Raw genomic sequence first — 17,145 nt, forward strand, 5'->3', positions numbered from 1 at the left:
TGCGTGGCCGGCGGATCGGGAACGCACGCACGCGCTGTCAAGCGCGGATCAGCACGACCCCGAGGATGAGGCACGCCGCGCCCGCGACGCGGATCGGGCTCGCCGAATGCTGCTGGATGCCCAGTACGCCGAAGTGGTCGAACACGAGCGCGCCGGTCATCTGGCCGACGACGATCAGCGCGAGCGTCGTCGCCGCGCCCAGGCGCGGCACCATCAGGATCGCGACGCCGACGAATACCGCGCCGAACACTCCCCCCGTCCAGCTGAACCACGACCCCGCCCCGGAAAACGTGCCGCTCAGGCGCGGATGAGGCGACAGCAACGCGACCGCCAGCATCGCGGCGAGGCCGACGAGATAGCTGACCGAGCCGGCCCACCACGGTGAACCGATCTGCGCACGCAGGTTCGCGTTGAGCACCTGCTGCAACGCCACGCTGATGCCGGCCGCCACGACCAGCAGGTAAGACAGGAGGGTAGCCACGACGATGAACGCTCCGCAAGGATGGCCGCAACGGTGATTCCGGCACGGAAGGCTTTCATTCTGCGGAGCACGCCGGTATAACGCAAATATCGAATCTGGCGCTCATCCATCTCGTTTCGGCATGCCATCACTCCGGCAAATCCAGTATTTCCTGACCGTGGCGGACCTCGGCGGCTTCACGCCGGCCGCGGGCGCGCTTCATGTCGCGCAGTCGGCGCTCAGCCGGCAGATCGGCCAGCTCGAGGACGAACTCGGTTTCGTGCTGTTCGACCGCGAGCCAAGGGGCGTGCGGCTCACGCCGGCCGGCGCGATCTACCGCGAGCGCGTGGCGTCGATCCCCGCCACGCTGACGGCGGCTGCCGACGAAGGCTCGCAATTGTCGCGCGGGGAAGCCGGCGTGCTGCGGCTGCTGCATTCCAGTACCGTGCCCGTCAGCAGCCTGATGCCGGATCTCGACCGCTTCATGCGGGATTGTCCGGGCGCGCGGATCGATCTCGACCGCGCGTCGTCCGAGGATCAGGTGACCGAAATCGCGAACGGCCATGCCGATATCGGGATCGTTCGGCTGCCGGTGCTGCGGCGCGATGCACGCGTGCGCTTCGTCGAACTGGCGGCCGAGCGCCTGTGCGTGGCGGTGCCTGCCGATCACGCGCTCGCGGGCCGCAAGCGCATCGCGATCGCGCGGTTGCGGCGGGAGCCGTTCGTGTCGGCCGTGTATCGCGAGCGGGGCGGCCTCGCGCGCGTCGTCATCGATCTGTGCCTGAAGCGGGGCTTCGTGCCGGTGGCCGCGCGGATCGTGTCGCCGAAGACGTCGATGCTGAATCTCGTCGCGGCCGGCCGGGGCGTGGCGATCGTGCCGGCGCGGATGGCGAGCGTCGGGATCGACGGCGTCGTGTTCGTGCCGATTTCCGATGAAGACGCGAAGTCGGTATGCGCGCTGGTGCTGCCGGCGCAGCCGACGGTGCTGGCGCAGGCGTTCGCACGGATGGTGACGGCGGGCTGAACGGCGCGCTTCCTGATCGACACGCGGGTTCGATCGAACCGACGTCATGACTCAGACGCGGTACCCCGCGTCGCGCATCAACCGCCGCGATAGCTCGCCGCGCGGGCCTTCCGCGTCGAATCGCGCGCCAAGTTTCGCATTCGCACCGCGCGTCACGCCGCGATGCATGGCCACGATGATGGCAAAAAGGGCGACGACGAAGAAAGCGACAAGCATCGTATTGCTCCTGGCCGAAGAAACCGGAGACGGACATCGCGACGGCCGGTCATGTTCGTCTCCGTCCATTTCAGTGATACGCAGTACCCGGGCCCGGGGCGGCGCGGCAACTGGCGGGCCGCGCGCGATCGCCCGGCGGCTTCCAGCATAGGGCCCGCCCGCGGCATCCGGCGACGTGTCGGAAGTCTGTCAGCAAGGCCGTGGCAGAATCGAAAGGCGTGCGCCGCTTCCGGGCAATCCCGCCGATCCCCCAAAAAACCCCAAACCCCCGTCAGGAAAGCCTCAAGCGCAAGCTAGTGGTTTCCACTCATAGTCGCAAACAGGCAAGAACAGGTCGCCGCCGGTCTTCTCGCGGCGAATATGGCTCGTTACTTTTACTCCCACGATGCAGGCCGGCGCACACTCCGCGCACCGGCTGCCGCGAGACCAACCGGGAGGAATCGAACCATGAAGTCGACGAAGATCGCCGCGCTCGCCGCGGCCGTGCTGGCGACCGGCGCGTTCACGAACGCCGCGCTTGCCGAGACGGAGGCCGCGACCTGCCGCACCGTGCGTTTCGCGGATATCGGCTGGACCGACATCACGTCGACCACCGCGCTCGCGTCGACCGTGTTCGAGGCGCTCGGCTACAAGCCGACCACGACGATCGCGTCGGTGCCGATCTCGTTTGCCGGCCTCAAGAGCAAGCAGCTCGACGTGTCGCTCGGCTACTGGTGGCCCGTGCAGCAGAAGCAGCTGCAACCGTTCCTCGACAGCAAGTCGATCAACGTCGTCGAACCGCCGAACCTGTCCGGCGCGAAGGCGACGCTCGCGGTCCCGAGCTATGAATACCAGGCCGGCCTGAAGACCTTCGACGACATCGCGAAGCATCGTGCGGAGCTCGACGGCAAGATCTACGGGATCGAGCCGGGCAGCAGCGCGAACGCGACGATCCAGAAGATGATCGACACGAACCAGTACGGGCTCGGCGGCTTCAAGCTCGTCGAATCGAGCGAGGCCGGGATGCTGGTGACGGTCGAGCGCGCGATCCGCGACAAGAAGTGGGTCGTGTTCCTCGGGTGGGAGCCGCATCCGATGAACATCCAGCTCAGCATGAACTACCTGTCCGGCGGCGACGCGGCGTTCGGCCCGAACTACGGCGAAGCGCGCGTGTACACGCTGACCGCGCCCGACTTCATCGCGCGTTGTCCGAACGCGGGCAAGCTCGTGACGAACCTGCGCTTCTCGACGCAGCTCGAGAACCAGCTGATGCAGTCGGTGATGAACAAGACCAAGCCGGCCGAGGCCGCGAAGGCATACCTGAAGAAGAACCCGCAGGTGCTCGATCCGTGGCTCGCGGGCGTCAAGACGTTCGACGGCAAGGACGGCCTGCCTGCCGTGAAGGCGTATCTCGGCCTGTAACGGCCGGCGCCCACGCGCTATCTGCAATGCGACACAACCCGAATCAAGCGAGGCATCCAGCATGAACCACGAAGTCATCATCACCTGCGCCGTCACGGGCGCGGGCGATACGGTCGGCAAGCATCCGGCGATTCCGGTCACGCCGAAGGAGATCGCGGCCGCCGCGATCGAAGCCGCGAAGGCCGGCGCGACGGTCGCCCACTGCCACGTGCGCGATCCGCAGACGGGGCGCGGCAGCCGCGACCCGAACCTGTATCGCGAGGTGGTCGACCGCATCCGCTCGGCCGACGTCGACGTGATCATCAACCTGACGGCCGGGATGGGCGGCGATCTCGAGATCGGCCCGGGCGAGGACCCGATGCGCTTCGGCAAGGGGACCGACCTGGTCGGCGGCCTCACGCGCCTGGCGCACGTCGAGGAGCTGCTGCCCGAGATCTGCACGCTCGACTGCGGCACGCTGAATTTCGGCGACGGCGACTACATCTACGTGTCGACGCCCGCGCAGTTGCGCGCCGGCGCGAAACGCATCCAGGAGCTCGGCGTGAAGCCGGAACTGGAGATCTTCGATACGGGCCATCTGTGGTTCGCGAAGCAGCTGCTGAAGGAAGGGCTGCTCGACGATCCGCCGCTGTTCCAGCTGTGCCTCGGCATTCCGTGGGGCGCGCCGGCCGACACGGGCACGATGAAGGCGATGGTCGACAACCTGCCGCCGGGCGCGCACTGGGCCGGCTTCGGGATCGGCCGCATGCAGATGCCGATGGTCGCGCAGGCGATGCTGCTCGGCGGCCACGTGCGCGTGGGCCTCGAAGACAACATCTGGCTCGACCGCGGCGTGCATGCGACCAACGGCACGCTCGTCGAACGCGCCCGCGAGATCGTCGAACGCCTCGGCGGCCGCGTGCTGACGCCGGCCGAGGGCCGCCGCAAGCTCGGCCTGCCGGCGCGCGGCGAGCGACTGCTCGAACGCCGTGCGGTTGCCGAATTCGCGTGAGCCGTTTCACCGTCTCGCCGACTGACATGACATGGCGGCGTGCGTCCCCGCGCGGCCGCCCCGATTTCCCCTGATTTGAAGGATGCGTTGACATGGCTGTGAAGACCGACATCAAGACGTTTGCCGCCATCGGCACCGGCGTGATCGGCAGCGGATGGATTTCCCGCGCGCTCGCGCACGGTCTCGACGTGGTCGTGTGGGACCCGGCGCCGGGCGCCGAAGCGCGGCTGCGCGCGAACGTCGCGAACGCGTGGCCCGCGCTCGAACGCGTCGGCCTCGCACCGGGCGCCGATCCCGCGCGATTGCGGTTCGTGTCGACGATCGAGGCGTGCGTCGCCGATGCGGATTTCATCCAGGAAAGCGCGCCCGAGCGCGAAGCGCTGAAGCTCGAACTGCACGAGCAGATCAGCCGCGCGGCGAAGCCCGACGCGATCATCGCGTCGTCGACGTCGGGGCTGCTGCCGACCGATTTCTACGCGCGGGCGACGCATCCGGAGCGCTGCGTGGTCGGCCACCCGTTCAACCCCGTGTACCTGCTGCCGCTCGTCGAGGTGCTCGGCGGCGCGCGCACGTCGCCGGAAGCGGTCGAAGGCGCGATGGAGATCTATCGCAAGCTCGGCATGCGGCCGCTGCACGTGCGCAAGGAAGTGCCGGGCTTCATCGCGGATCGTTTGCTCGAAGCGTTGTGGCGCGAGGCGCTGCATCTCGTCAACGAAGGCGTCGCGACCACCGGCGAGATCGACGATGCGATCCGCTTCGGCGCGGGCATCCGCTGGTCGTTCATGGGCACGTTCCTCACCTACACGCTGGCCGGCGGCGACGCGGGCATGCGACACTTCATGCAGCAATTCGGCCCCGCGCTCGAACTGCCGTGGACGAAGCTGGTCGCGCCGACGTTGACCGACGCGCTGATCGACAGTGTCGTCGAAGGCACGACCGAACAGCAGGGCACGCGCAGCATCAAGGAGCTCGAACGCTATCGCGACGAGTGCATCACCGAGGTGCTGAAATCGATCGCCGCGGTGAAGGCGCGGCACGGGATGCGATTCGAGGACTAGACGATGACGGGCGATACCCCGCTGACGATTTACCGCGACGTGGTGCGGCCCGAATGGGTCGACTACAACGGCCACCTGCGCGATGCGTTCTATCTGCTGATCTTCAGCTTCGCGACCGATGCGCTGCTGGATCGCATCGGCCTCGACGACGCCGCGCGTCGCGAGCGGGGCCGCTCGGTCTATACGCTCGAAGCGCACGTGAACTACCTGCACGAGATCAAGGAAGGCGCGCCGGTGCGCGTCGATGCGCGCGTGCTGGCGCACGACGCGAAGCGGCTGCATCTGTATCTCGAACTGTTCGCCGACGGGCATGACGACGCGGTATCGGCGAGCGAGCAGATGCTGCTGCACGTCGATACGCGCGGCGGTGCGAAGTCGGCGCCGTTCGACGACGACGTGGCCGCGCGCGTGGCCGAACTGCACGCTTTGCAGCGCGATTGCGCGGCGCCTGCTTATGCGGGCCGCGTGATCGGGTTGCCGCCGCGGCGCTAGCAACGCGCGTCATCTTTTCCATCGTCGTCCTCGATCGCGGAGCGCACACGATGCTCGAACCGGAAATCGCGGCGTTCGTCGCGGCCGTCGACGCGTGGTATCCGGCCGATGCGGCGGCGCGCTCGCCCGACGAGCAGCGCCGCCTCTACGACCGCTTCGCGGCCGAATGGACGCCGGCCGCGCTGCCGGCCGGCATCGTGCGGCAGGACGCCGTGTGGCACGCGCCGGACGGCCGCCCGATCGCGCTGCGGCGCTATACGTCCGCGCACGGCACGCCACGCGGCACGGTGTTGTTTTTTCATGGCGGCGGTTTCGTCGTCGGCTCGCTCGACAGTCATGCGCTGATCACCGCGCAACTGGCGGCCGATACCGGCCTCGACGTGATCGCGGTCGACTATCGGCTGGCGCCCGAATACCGCGCGCCGGCCGCGCTCGACGATTGCGTGGAAGTCACGCGCGCCGCACGCGATGCGCGCTGGCCGTTCGGGCCGTGCGCGCATCCGCTGACGCTCGCGGGCGACAGCGCGGGCGGGATGCTCGCGGCGGCGGCGGCGACCGCGCTGCGCGATGCGGGCGAACGCAACGTGGACGGCATCGCGCTCGTCTATCCGATGCTCGGTTTCGAACCGCAATCGCCCGCGCGCGAAACGGAAGCGCACGCGCCGATGCTGACGCTCGACGACGTGCATCGCTACCGCGCGCTGTACTGGAACGGCGACCTGTCGGCCGTGCTGCTGAACGATGACCCGCTGCTGCGCGCGTCGGTGCCGCTCGAAGCCACACGCTTCGACGGCTTGCCGCCGGTGCTCGCGATCGGCGCCGAGCACGATCCGCTGCGCGACGATGCGCGCGTGTACGTCGAACGGATTCGCGCGGCCGGCGGGGTCGCGCACGGCTGGATGGGAGAGGGGCTGGTGCATGGCTGCTGGCGCGCGCTCGGAACGAGCCCGCAGGCCGCACGGATGCACCGGATGGTCGGCGGGTTCTTGCTCGCACCACACGCGTAGCGGGCGTTTTCGGGGAGGCAACGATGCAGGCAGCGGCGCAACACCGTATCGAGGACTGGCGGACGTTTTCGGCCGACGCGGCCATCGCGGCGGCGACGATCGGCGATGGCGCGGTGGACGTCGAGTGGAGCGACGCGCGACGCTCGCCGTTCCATTTCGACTGGCTGCGCGACAACTGCGCGTGTTCCGCGTGCGTGCACGCGATCACGCGCGAACAGGTGTTCGAGATCGCCGATGCGCGCGATGATCTGTCCGCGCTCACCGTGCACGTCGAAACCGATGGCGCGCTGCATGTGGAATGGAACGACGGGCACCGCAGTGCGTGGTCGCCGGGCTGGTTGCGTGCGCACGCGTACGACGACGCATCGCGCGCGGAGCGTCTGGCCGTGCATCGGCGGCACGTATGGACCGGCGACGATGCGACGGCGATCGGCGTGTTCGCGTGGCGCGACGTGATGGAGGACGACCGCGCGTTGCTGGCATGGCTCGGCGCGTTGCAGCGCACGGGGTTGACGCTCGTCGAAGGCGTGCCGGCCGAGCGCGGCCGTGTCGACGAGATCGCGCGCCGCGTCGGCCTGATCCGCGAAAGCAATTTCGGCGTGCTGTTCGACGTCGAATCGAAGCCGCGCCCGGACAGCAATGCGTATACGTCGCTGAATCTTCCGCCGCACACCGATCTGCCGACGCGCGAATTGCAGCCGGGCGTGCAGTTCCTGCACTGTCTCGCGAACGACGCGACGGGCGGCGACAGCATTTTCCTCGATGGCTTCGCGCTCGCGGATGCGTTGCGGCGCGAACATCCGGACGATTTCGAGCGACTCGCATCGACGCCGTTCGAGTTCTGGAACAAGAGCGCGAACAGCGACTACCGCTGTTCGGCGCCGGTGATCGGGCTCGATGCGCGCGGCCATGTGACGGAGGTGCGTGTCGCGAATTTCCTGCGCGGCCCGCTCGATGCGCCGGCCGGCGCGGTGACGGCCGTCTATCGTGCGTATCGGCGGTTCCTCGCGCTGGCGCGCGAGCCGCGTTTTCGCGTGCAGCGCCGGTTGCGGGCCGGCGACATGTGGGCGTTCGACAACCGGCGCGTGCTGCACGCGCGCACCGAGTTCGACCCGTCGACGGGCCGCCGGCACTTGCAGGGCTGTTACGTCGATCGCGACGAGTTGCTGTCGCGGTGGCGCGTGCTGTCGCGATCGGCGCCGGCCGGGGCTGCGGCCGCGGCGCGCTGACCGACACGCACGGCGCCTTCTCGCACACCTGTTCGGGAAAAAGCACCCGGACGCCAGGCGTCCGGGCGAAGCCACCCGCTGCCGGGCGGCGGAGGTATGCGTTTCACAAAAAAGACGAGCCCCGCGAAGGGGGCTCGTCCGGACTGCTTGACTTCAGCGCGCGACGCGCGGCGCCCGCCGGGGGCGCGTCGGCTTACTGGCCGAAGAAGATCGAGTCGCGTGCGTTCGACGACGCGGCAGCCGGTGCGCCCGAGTGGACGAGCGGAGCCGGTTGCGCGCCGTAGCCGCTGGTGTCGGCGCCATGAACGCGCGCTTCGGCGCTCTGGATGTCGTTCGGGTAGTACGGGCTCGACAGACCCGGCTTGTAGCCGGCCTTTTCGAGCTGGACCAGTTCGTTGCGCACTTGAGCGCGCGTCACGGTGCTTTGGGCGAATGCGCCGAACGAAGCGGACAGGGCGGCAGCGGCAACGACTGCGGAAACGAGCGATTTCATGGTGACCTCCGGTGTTTTATTGAGTTCGCTCTCGACACCATGTCTTGAGCGGTTGATCAAATCTTAGTCACCGGGCGGTTCAGGGTAAACGCTGATTTTGACGATAGATTGTTTCCTGTCTGGTAACAGTGGAGCGTCGAATCAGTCTTTCAACGGGCTTTCTTTCCGGTTGCCGTAATAAGTATGAAGAATATCGAGATCGCGCGCGGGCGGTTCAGCGTGCTTCGGCCGCCGCATCGAACGGCCGGCCCGGCGCGCGTGCGGCGGGCGCCCCGGCGCTGAGGAAGCGCACGCCCGTGGCGGCTTCCGAGGCCTCCCACAGCAATGCCGCCGACGCCACGTTGCGTGCCGCGCGCGGTACGCTCGCCGGCGCCGGCAGCCCGCGCGACTCGAACCAGCCGGACGGGCCGATGTACGCGCCGCCCGCCAGATCGGGCGACGTTGCCGCATGGATCGCGGGCAGCGCGCCCTGGTCGGCCGGCTGCGCGAGATAACGGTTCGCGGCACGCATCAGCGCGGCGCGGGCCGGGGAACTGTCCATCGCCGGGCCCGCGAACTGCAGGTTGGTCGCCGCGTAGCCGGGGTGTGCGGCGACGCTGATGCCGGCGAACGCCGCGCGCTCGAAACGGCGCTGCAACTCGATCGCGAACACGAGGTTCGCGAGCTTGCTGTCGCAGTAGGCGAGATAACGGTTGTAGCGCTGCGTGGCGCGCAGGTCGTCGACACGAATCCGGCCGCCGCGGTTGAAGCCGCTCGACATCGTGACGACGCGCGCCCGGCGCGCGGCGCGTAGCGCCGGCAGCAACTGGCCGGTCAGCGCGAAATGGCCGAGGTGGTTGGTGCCGAATTGCATCTCGAAGCCGTCGCGCGTGTGCCGCAGCGGCAGGAACATCACACCGGCGTTGTTGCAGAGGATGTCGACGCGGCCGTGGCGTTCGCCGACGTCGGCGGCGAAGCGGGCGATCGACGCGAGATCGGCGAGATCGAGCGGATCGACTTCGACGCGGGCATGAGGATGAAGCCGGCGGATCGCGTCGGCCGCCTGCGCACCGCGTGCGGCGTCGCGGCAGCCCATCACGACCGTCGCGCCTTTCGCGGCCAGCGTTTCCGCGAGCTGCCAGCCGAGACCGCTGTTGGCGCCGGTCACGACCGCGATCTTGCCGCCTTGCGCCGGGACGTGGCGCGCGCTCCATGCATGCATGTCTGCCTCCATTGGCGCAGCCGGTCGGCCGCGGCACGTAATCGTTACATTGAGTGGTGTAACGATAGTGCGGGCGGACGGAGCAGACAAGCGGGGGAACTAGACCGGCGCTTCTAGGGCTGGCGCGTGGCGCCGCGAGCCCGGCGCGCGGCCGGCAGGTGTTACCTGCTGCCGGCCAGCGCGAGCACTTCGGCGGCAGAGATCATGGCGGCGGCGTTCGCGGGGGCCGGGCGCTCGGCCGGGCGGAACACTTCGTCGCCGCGATGGATGACCTGGCGCGACAGCGCGCAGGTGCCGGTGCGCTGCGCGAAGCGGCGGCGCCAGCGCTGTTCGCCGTAGTGACAGCGGCCGGGTTCGACCCAGCGGACGACGAGCAGCGTATCGGAACGTTCGAGGATTTCGACGTGGACGTCGGCGGGATCGAGCGCAGGCAGGGATTTGGAGGCCTTCATTTTGCCGTTTCCTAAAGCCCGTGCGGGTTCGGCCATGGCAGTGGGGTGTCACTACCCAAGGGGGAATCCGTAGGGGTTTCCATGAGTGGTGCGCTAAATGTAAGCGTCTGTGACCGGAAAAAACATCCTGTCTGGCTCAAATTACCTTTTGCCGATTTAGAAACAATCCACGCTTATTTTCTTGAAAAACCAAGGACAAAAAGCCCCGGACGGGGACGTCCGGGGCGGAAAATCGGCCCGCGCGCCGTGTCTGCTCGCCCAGTCACGGGATACATCGCCGGAGGACGGAGGTGCCCGCAGGGATCCTGCGCGGGCGGGGAGGCGATGTACCGGAAGCGCGGTCCGGCAACGCCATGATGGCGTGCGCCACCCGTTGACACCCTGACGCGAACATGACTTTTTTGTCAGGTTGCGCCGCTCGCCGTGCCGAACGACGCCGAACAATTGGCGCAAAGGCCCGCCCGTATTGGCTTTGCGCGGATCGCCCAAGCGAGGCCTCGACGCCGCTCTCACGCCGAATCCTTATCCGCGGGACGGGTTCGCCAGCCCCGGGTAAATACTGAATTCCGATTTCGTGACAAACGCGGGATCCGTTCCTATGATTGGTTGGACCTTTAGTCCTTTGTGCCAATCGGCCGACTGGCGGCCGGCTTTTTCGGAGAGTGCTCATGAGATTGCAGGGCAAACGCGCGCTGGTGACGGCGGCCGGGCAGGGCATCGGCCGTGCGACCGCGCTGCGGTTCGCGCGCGAGGGCGCCGACGTGCTGGCGACCGACATCAACGAAGCCGCGCTGGTGCGGCTCGAAGCCGACGCCGAGCGCGCGGGCGGCCGGCTGGTCACGCGGCGGCTCGACGTCACCGACGCGAACGAGGTGGCCGCGCTCGCCGCGAGCGAACGCGCATTCGACGTGCTGTTCAACTGCGCGGGCTACGTGCACCACGGCTCGATCCTCGACTGCGACGACGACGCGTGGGCGTTCTCGCTGAACCTGAACGTCACGTCGATGTACCGGCTGATCCGCGCGCTGCTGCCCGCGATGCTCGAAGCCGGCGGCGCGTCGATCGTCAACATGGCGTCGGCCGCGTCGAGCGTGAAGGGCGTGCCGAACCGCTTCGTGTACGGCACCACTAAGGCGGCCGTGATCGGGCTGACCAAGGCGGTGGCCGCCGATTTCGTCGAGCGGGGCATCCGCTGCAACGCGATCTGCCCGGGCACGATCGAATCGCCGTCGCTCGAGCAGCGGATCGCCGACCAGGCGCGCACGCGTCACGTGTCGACCGACGAGGTGCGCCAGGCGTTCGTCGCGCGCCAGCCGATCGGCCGCATCGGCACCGCGGACGAAGTGGCCGCGCTCGCGCTGTACCTGGCGTCCGACGAAGCGTCGTTCACCACCGGCACGATTCACCTGATCGACGGCGGCTGGTCAAACTGACCGCGTCAAACTGACCGCCCCTTTCCATCCACTTTCGTTTCCGTTCGGACGACGATATGAAACTGCTGAGATTTGGCGACAAACACCATGAAAAACCGGGCCTGCTGGATGCGCAGGGCCACATTCGCGATCTGTCCGGCGTGATCGACGACATCGCCGGCGACGCGCTGACGCCCGCGTCGCTCGCGCGGCTGCGCGACATCCCGCCGTCGTCGCTGCCGCTCGTCGAAGGCACGCCGCGGCTCGGCGCGTGCGTCGGCCGCGTCGGCAAGTTCATCTGCATCGGGCTCAACTACTCGGATCACGCGGCCGAATCGGGGATGGAGGTGCCGAAGGAGCCCGTCGTGTTCGGCAAGTGGACGAGCGCGATCTCCGGCCCGAACGACGACGTCGAAATCCCGCGCGGCTCCGAGAAGACCGACTGGGAAGTCGAGCTCGGCGTGGTGATCGGCCAGGGCGGCCGCTATATCGACGAAGCCGATGCGCTGTCGCACGTCGCCGGTTACTGCGTCGTGAACGACGTGTCGGAGCGCGAATATCAGCTCGAACGCGGCGGCACGTGGGACAAGGGCAAGGGCAACGACACGTTCGGCCCGCTCGGGCCCTGGCTCGTGACGGCCGACGAAGTGCCCGAACCGCACGCGCTGCGGCTGTGGCTGGACGTGGACGGCCACCGCTACCAGAACGGCTCGACCGCGACGATGGTGTTCCGCGTGCCGCACCTGATCAGCTACCTGAGCCGCTTCATGAGCTTGCAGCCGGGCGACGTGATCTCGACCGGCACGCCGCCGGGCGTCGGCCTCGGGCAGAAGCCGCCCGTCTACCTGCGCGCCGGACAAGTGATCACGCTCGGCATCGACGGGCTCGGCGAGCAACGCCAGCGCACCGTGCAGGCCTGATTCCCTTTAACGGACGGTTCGTCATGCCTATCATTCGATCGATGCGCGTCCTCGACGTGCGCTTTCCGACCTCGCGCCAGCTCGACGGCTCCGACGCGATGAATCCGGACCCCGATTATTCGGCGGCCTACGTCGTGCTCGAAACCGACCACGACGGGCTCGAAGGTCACGGGCTCACGTTCACCATCGGGCGCGGCAACGAAATCTGCTGTGCGGCGATCGACGCGATGCGTCACCTCGTCGTCGGCCTGGACCTCGACTGGATCCGCGAGGACATGGGCCGTTTCTGGCGGCACGTCACGTCGGACAGCCAGTTGCGCTGGATCGGCCCCGACAAGGGCGCGATCCACCTGGCGACGGGCGCCGTCGTCAATGCGGTGTGGGATTTGTGGGCGAAGGCCGTCGGCAAGCCGCTGTGGCGGCTCGTCGCCGACATGAGTCCGGAGGAGCTGGTGCGGGCGATCGACTTCCGCTACCTGACCGACTGCCTGAGCCCGGACGAAGCGCTCGAGCTGCTGCGCCGGCAGGCGCCCGGCAAGGCCGCGCGGATCGCCGCGCTCGAGCGCGACGGCTACCCGTGCTACACGACGTCGGCCGGCTGGCTCGGCTACAGCGACGACAAGCTGCGCCGGCTGTGCCGCGAGGCGGTGGAAGAAGGCTTCGACCACGTGAAGCTGAAAGTCGGCGGGAACCTCGAGGACGACATCCGCCGCGTGACGATCGCGCGCGAGGTGATCGGCCCCGACCGCAAGCTGATGATCGACGCGAACCAGGTGTGGGAAGTCGACGAGGCGATCGACTGGGTGCGCGAGCTCGCGTTCGCGCGGCCGTGGTTCATCGAGGAGCCGACGAGCCCCGACGACGTCGAAGGGCATCGCAAGATCCGCAAGGCGATCGCGCCGGTGCAGGTCGCGACCGGCGAGATGTGCCAGAACCGCGTGCTGTTCAAGCAGTTCATCGCGCGCGGCGCGATCGACGTCGTGCAGATCGACGCGTGCCGGCTCGGCGGTGTGAACGAGATTCTCGCGGTGATGCTGATGGCCGCGAAGTACGGGCTGCCGGTGTGTCCGCATGCGGGCGGCGTCGGGCTGTGCGAGTACGTGCAGCACCTGTCGATGATCGATTACGTGTGCATTTCCGGCACGAAGGAAGGGCGCGTGACCGAGTACGTCGACCACCTGCACGAGCATTTCGTCGAACCGTGCGTGGTGCGCGGCGCGGCGTACATGCCGCCGACGGCGCCCGGTTTCTCGATCGAGATGAAGCCCGAATCGCTGGAGCAATACCGGTTCCGCGGCTGACGCGGGGCGACGCGCGACGGCGCGCCGCGCGCGCCGTGCGCGGCGACAACATGAACGACGGAGACGCGAAGTGGATTTGAATCTGCAAGACAAGGTCGTGATCGTGACCGGCGGCGCGTCGGGCATCGGCGCCGCGATCTCGATGCGGCTGGCCGGCGAGGGCGCGATACCGGTGGTGTTCGCGCGCCACGCGCCCGACGACGCCTTCTGGCGCGAACTCGCGCAGCATCAGCCGCGCGCTGCGTGCGTGAGCGTCGAGCTGCAGGACGACGCGCAGTGTCGCGACGCCGTCGCGCAGACCGTCGCGCGCTTCGGCCGCCTCGACGGCCTCGTCAACAACGCGGGCGTCAACGACAGCATCGGGCTCGACGCCGGACGCGATGCGTTCGTCGCGTCGCTCGAACGCAACCTGATCCATTACTACGTGATGGCGCACTACTGCGTGCCGCACCTGAAGGCGGCGCGCGGCGCGATCGTCAACATTTCGTCGAAGACGGCCGTGACCGGGCAGGGCAACACGAGCGGCTATTGCGCGTCGAAGGGCGCGCAGCTCGCGCTGACACGTGAATGGGCGGTCGCGTTGCGCGACGACGGCGTGCGCGTGAACGCGGTGATTCCCGCCGAGGTGATGACGCCGCTCTACCAGAACTGGATCGCCGGTTTCGACGATCCGGAGGCGAAAGTCGCGGAAATTGCCGGCAAGGTGCCGCTCGGCCGGCGCTTCACGACGGCCGACGAGATCGCCGATACGGCCGTGTTCCTGCTGTCGGATCGCGCATCGCACACGACGGGCCAGTGGCTGTTCGTCGATGGCGGCTACACGCATCTCGATCGTGCGATCGGTTGAGGGCCGCGTTCCATGCAACCCGACCCGACCCCGAACACCCCGCCGCCGCTGATCGCGCTGACCGGCATCGGCAAGCGCTTTCCGGGCGTGCAGGCGCTCGACGATTGCCGTTTCGACCTGCATGCGGGTGAAGTGCATGCGCTGATGGGCGAGAACGGCGCCGGCAAGTCGACGCTGATGAAGATACTCGCGGGCGTCTACCAGCGCGACGCGGGCGAGATCCGGATGGACGGCCGCCCGGTGGAGATCGCCGACCCGCGTGCCGCGCAGGCGCTCGGCATCGGCATCATCCATCAGGAACTGAACCTGATGAATCACCTGAGCGTCGCACAGAACATCTTCATCGGCCGCGAGCCGCGCGGCCGCTTCGGCGTGTTCGTCGACGAAGACAGGCTGAACCGGGACGCTGCCGCGATCTTCCGGCGGATGCGGCTCGATCTCGATCCGCGCACGCCGGTCGGCCGGCTGACGGTCGCGAAGCAGCAGATGGTCGAGATCGCGAAGGCGCTGTCGTTCGACTCGCGCGTGCTGATCATGGACGAGCCGACCGCCGCGCTGAACAACGCGGAGATCGCCGAGCTGTTCCGCATCATCCGCGACCTGCGCGCGAACGGCGTCGGCATCATCTACATCTCGCACAAGATGGACGAGCTGCGCCAGATCGCCGATCGCGTGACCGTGATGCGCGACGGCAAGTACGTCGCGACCGTGCCGATGGCGGACACGTCGATGGACACGATCATCTCGATGATGGTCGGCCGCCAGCTCGATGCGCAAACCCGCACGCCGCCCGATACGTCCGCGAACGAGATCGCGCTCGAAGTGCGCGGGCTGTCGCGCGGCCGCGCGATCCGCGACGTCGGCTTCACGCTGCGGCGCGGCGAGATCCTCGGCTTCGCCGGGCTGATGGGCGCGGGCCGCACCGAGGTCGCGCGCGCGGTGTTCGGCGCGGATCCGGTCGACGCGGGCGAGATCCGCGTGCACGGCAGGGCCGTGACGATCCGCACGCCGGCCGACGCGGTGAAGTTCGGCATCGGCTACCTGTCCGAGGATCGCAAGCACTTCGGGCTCGCGGTCGGGATGGACGTGCAGAACAACATCGCGCTGTCGAGCATGCGCCGCTTCGTGCGCCGCGGCATGTTCCTCGATGCGCGCGGGATGCGCGAGGCCGCGCAGTCGTACGTGCGCCAGCTCGCGATCCGCACGCCGTCGGTCGCGCAGCCCGCGCGGCTCTTGTCGGGCGGCAACCAGCAGAAGATCGTGATCGCGAAGTGGCTGCTGCGCGACTGCGACATCCTGTTCTTCGACGAACCGACGCGCGGCATCGACGTCGGCGCGAAAAGCGAGATCTACAAGCTGCTCGACGCGCTGGCCGCCGACGGCAAGGCGATCGTGATGATCTCGTCGGAGCTGCCCGAGGTGCTGCGCATGAGCCACCGGATCCTCGTGATGTGCGAAGGCCGCGTGACCGGCGAATTGCGCGCGGCCGACGCCACGCAGGAAAAGATCATGCAGCTCGCGACGCAGCGCGAGTCGACCGTATTGTCCTGAATCAGACGCTCAGACGCCTACCCGATCATGTCCAACGATACGCATCCCGTTCCGTCCCTGGCCACCGGCGACACGCCGGCCGCCGCAGCGAGCCTGAAATCGCGCTTCTTCAACCCGGCCGCGCGGCAGAAGCTGCTCGCGTTCGCGAGCCTCGTGCTGCTGATCGTGTTCTTCAGCTTCGCGTCGTCGAACTTCCTCGAAGTCGACAACCTCGTGTCGATCCTGCAGGCCACCGCCGTGAACGGCGTGCTGGCCGTCGCCTGTACGTACGTGATCATCACGTCCGGCATCGACCTGTCGGTCGGCACGCTGATGACGTTCTGCGCGGTGATGGCCGGCGTCGTGCTGACGAAATGGGGCATGCCGCTGCCGCTCGGGATTCTGGCGGCGCTGGGCTTCGGCGCGCTGTCGGGCTGCGTGTCGGGCATCGTGATCGCGAAGATGAAGGTGCCGCCGTTCATCGCGACGCTCGGCATGATGATGTTGCTCAAGGGGTTGTCGCTCGTGATCTCCGGCACGCGGCCGATCTACTTCAACGACACGCCGGGCTTCACGTCGATCGCGCAGGATTCGCTGATCGGCAACCTGATTCCCGCGCTGCCGATCCCGAACGCGGTGCTGATCCTGTTCCTCGTCGCGATCGGCGCGTCGATCGTGCTGAACCGCACCATCTTCGGCCGCTACACGTTCGCGCTCGGCAGCAACGAGGAGGCGCTCAGGCTGTCCGGCGTGAACGTCGACGCGTGGAAGATCGCCGTCTACACGTTCAGCGGCGCGGTGTGCGGGATCGCCGGCCTGCTGATCGCGTCGCGGCTGAACTCCGCGCAGCCGGCGCTCGGGCAGGGCTACGAGCTCGATGCGATCGCGGCCGTCGTGATCGGCGGCACGTCGCTGTCGGGCGGCGCGGGCAGCATCGTCGGCACCATCATCGGCGCGTTCATCATGAGCGTGCTGACCAACGGCCTGCGCATCATGTCGGTCGCGCAGGAATGGCAGACGGTCGTGACGGGCGTGATCATCATCCTCGCCGTCTACGTGGACATCCTGCGCCGGCGGCGCCGCTGACGCAGGTACGGGCGCAAGCACGCAT

At 68.1% G+C, this 17,145-nt stretch carries 18 protein-coding genes; 13 read left to right on the forward strand and 5 right to left on the reverse strand.

Annotated features, from left to right (window positions below; translation table 11 throughout):
* Positions 1-37: 37 nt before the first annotated feature.
* A complete protein-coding gene (locus tag H0X91_RS09205; RefSeq protein ID WP_006498764.1) occupies positions 38-481 on the reverse strand; it encodes a DMT family transporter in 444 nt (147 codons plus the stop codon).
* Between the two features lie 121 nt (positions 482-602).
* On the opposite strand from H0X91_RS09205, the gene H0X91_RS09210 reads away from it, so the two are divergent.
* On the forward strand, positions 603-1,484 hold the full coding sequence (locus H0X91_RS09210) for a LysR family transcriptional regulator (RefSeq protein WP_196432966.1): 882 nt from the start codon (positions 603-605) through the stop codon (positions 1,482-1,484).
* Positions 1,485-1,535: 51 nt separating this feature from the next.
* On the opposite strand, the gene H0X91_RS09215 is transcribed toward H0X91_RS09210, so the two are convergent.
* Positions 1,536-1,769 (reverse strand): hypothetical protein, encoded by a 234-nt coding sequence (locus tag H0X91_RS09215; RefSeq protein ID WP_124550714.1) that lies wholly within the window; start codon positions 1,767-1,769, stop codon positions 1,536-1,538.
* Between the two features lie 378 nt (positions 1,770-2,147).
* Here H0X91_RS09215 and H0X91_RS09220 point away from each other — a divergent pair, with 378 nt between their 5' ends.
* From H0X91_RS09220 to H0X91_RS09245, 6 genes are all read left to right on the forward strand, one after another.
* On the forward strand, positions 2,148-3,101 hold the full coding sequence (locus H0X91_RS09220) for a choline ABC transporter substrate-binding protein (RefSeq protein WP_062884928.1): 954 nt from the start codon (positions 2,148-2,150) through the stop codon (positions 3,099-3,101).
* A gap of 61 nt (positions 3,102-3,162) precedes the next feature.
* Positions 3,163-4,092 carry a 3-keto-5-aminohexanoate cleavage protein gene (locus tag H0X91_RS09225; RefSeq protein WP_006484708.1) on the forward strand — a complete coding sequence of 310 codons (930 nt, stop codon included), beginning with the start codon at positions 3,163-3,165 and terminating at the stop codon, positions 4,090-4,092.
* Positions 4,093-4,184: 92 nt separating this feature from the next.
* Positions 4,185-5,150 carry an L-carnitine dehydrogenase gene (locus tag H0X91_RS09230; protein WP_006484739.1) on the forward strand — a complete coding sequence of 322 codons (966 nt, stop codon included), beginning with the start codon at positions 4,185-4,187 and terminating at the stop codon, positions 5,148-5,150.
* A gap of 3 nt (positions 5,151-5,153) precedes the next feature.
* Positions 5,154-5,642, forward strand: a complete 489-nt coding sequence (locus H0X91_RS09235; protein WP_006498767.1) for a thioesterase family protein — start codon at positions 5,154-5,156, stop codon at positions 5,640-5,642.
* A gap of 50 nt (positions 5,643-5,692) precedes the next feature.
* A complete protein-coding gene (locus H0X91_RS09240) occupies positions 5,693-6,649 on the forward strand; it encodes an alpha/beta hydrolase (protein WP_062884927.1) in 957 nt (318 codons plus the stop codon).
* A gap of 23 nt (positions 6,650-6,672) precedes the next feature.
* Positions 6,673-7,878 (forward strand): TauD/TfdA family dioxygenase, encoded by a 1,206-nt coding sequence (locus tag H0X91_RS09245; RefSeq protein WP_196432967.1) that lies wholly within the window; start codon positions 6,673-6,675, stop codon positions 7,876-7,878.
* Between the two features lie 193 nt (positions 7,879-8,071).
* Here the strand turns inward: H0X91_RS09245 and H0X91_RS09250 are convergent, their stop codons facing one another.
* From H0X91_RS09250 to H0X91_RS09260, 3 genes are all read right to left on the reverse strand, one after another.
* Positions 8,072-8,371, reverse strand: a complete 300-nt coding sequence (locus H0X91_RS09250) for a DUF4148 domain-containing protein (protein WP_006484704.1) — start codon at positions 8,369-8,371, stop codon at positions 8,072-8,074.
* Between the two features lie 214 nt (positions 8,372-8,585).
* Positions 8,586-9,572 (reverse strand): oxidoreductase, encoded by a 987-nt coding sequence (locus H0X91_RS09255; protein ID WP_006484712.1) that lies wholly within the window; start codon positions 9,570-9,572, stop codon positions 8,586-8,588.
* Positions 9,573-9,733: 161 nt separating this feature from the next.
* Entirely contained in the window at positions 9,734-10,024 is a 291-nt protein-coding gene (locus H0X91_RS09260) for a DUF3331 domain-containing protein (protein ID WP_006484717.1), read from the reverse strand.
* Between the two features lie 668 nt (positions 10,025-10,692).
* Here H0X91_RS09260 and H0X91_RS09265 point away from each other — a divergent pair.
* From H0X91_RS09265 to H0X91_RS09290, 6 genes are all read left to right on the forward strand, one after another.
* On the forward strand, positions 10,693-11,457 hold the full coding sequence (locus H0X91_RS09265; RefSeq protein ID WP_006484753.1) for an SDR family oxidoreductase: 765 nt from the start codon (positions 10,693-10,695) through the stop codon (positions 11,455-11,457).
* Between the two features lie 56 nt (positions 11,458-11,513).
* Positions 11,514-12,356 carry an ureidoglycolate lyase gene (locus H0X91_RS09270; RefSeq protein ID WP_196432968.1) on the forward strand — a complete coding sequence of 281 codons (843 nt, stop codon included), beginning with the start codon at positions 11,514-11,516 and terminating at the stop codon, positions 12,354-12,356.
* Positions 12,357-12,379: 23 nt separating this feature from the next.
* On the forward strand, positions 12,380-13,657 hold the full coding sequence (locus tag H0X91_RS09275) for an L-fuconate dehydratase (protein ID WP_006484705.1): 1,278 nt from the start codon (positions 12,380-12,382) through the stop codon (positions 13,655-13,657).
* 70 nt (positions 13,658-13,727) lie between these two features.
* The gene (locus H0X91_RS09280; protein ID WP_124633254.1) at positions 13,728-14,504 is read left to right on the forward strand and encodes an SDR family oxidoreductase; all 777 of its coding nucleotides are present in this window, start codon (positions 13,728-13,730) and stop codon (positions 14,502-14,504) included.
* A gap of 12 nt (positions 14,505-14,516) precedes the next feature.
* Positions 14,517-16,055: a sugar ABC transporter ATP-binding protein gene (locus H0X91_RS09285; protein ID WP_059721854.1), complete on the forward strand. Its 1,539-nt coding sequence runs from the start codon at positions 14,517-14,519 to the stop codon at positions 16,053-16,055.
* A gap of 27 nt (positions 16,056-16,082) precedes the next feature.
* Complete coding sequence (locus H0X91_RS09290; RefSeq protein ID WP_006484738.1) at positions 16,083-17,120, forward strand: ABC transporter permease; 1,038 nt, start codon at positions 16,083-16,085, stop codon at positions 17,118-17,120.
* Positions 17,121-17,145: the final 25 nt, after the last annotated feature.

Source organism: Burkholderia sp. 9777_1386 (genome assembly GCF_015712265.1).
Classification (GTDB): Bacteria; Pseudomonadota; Gammaproteobacteria; order Burkholderiales; family Burkholderiaceae; genus Burkholderia; species Burkholderia cenocepacia.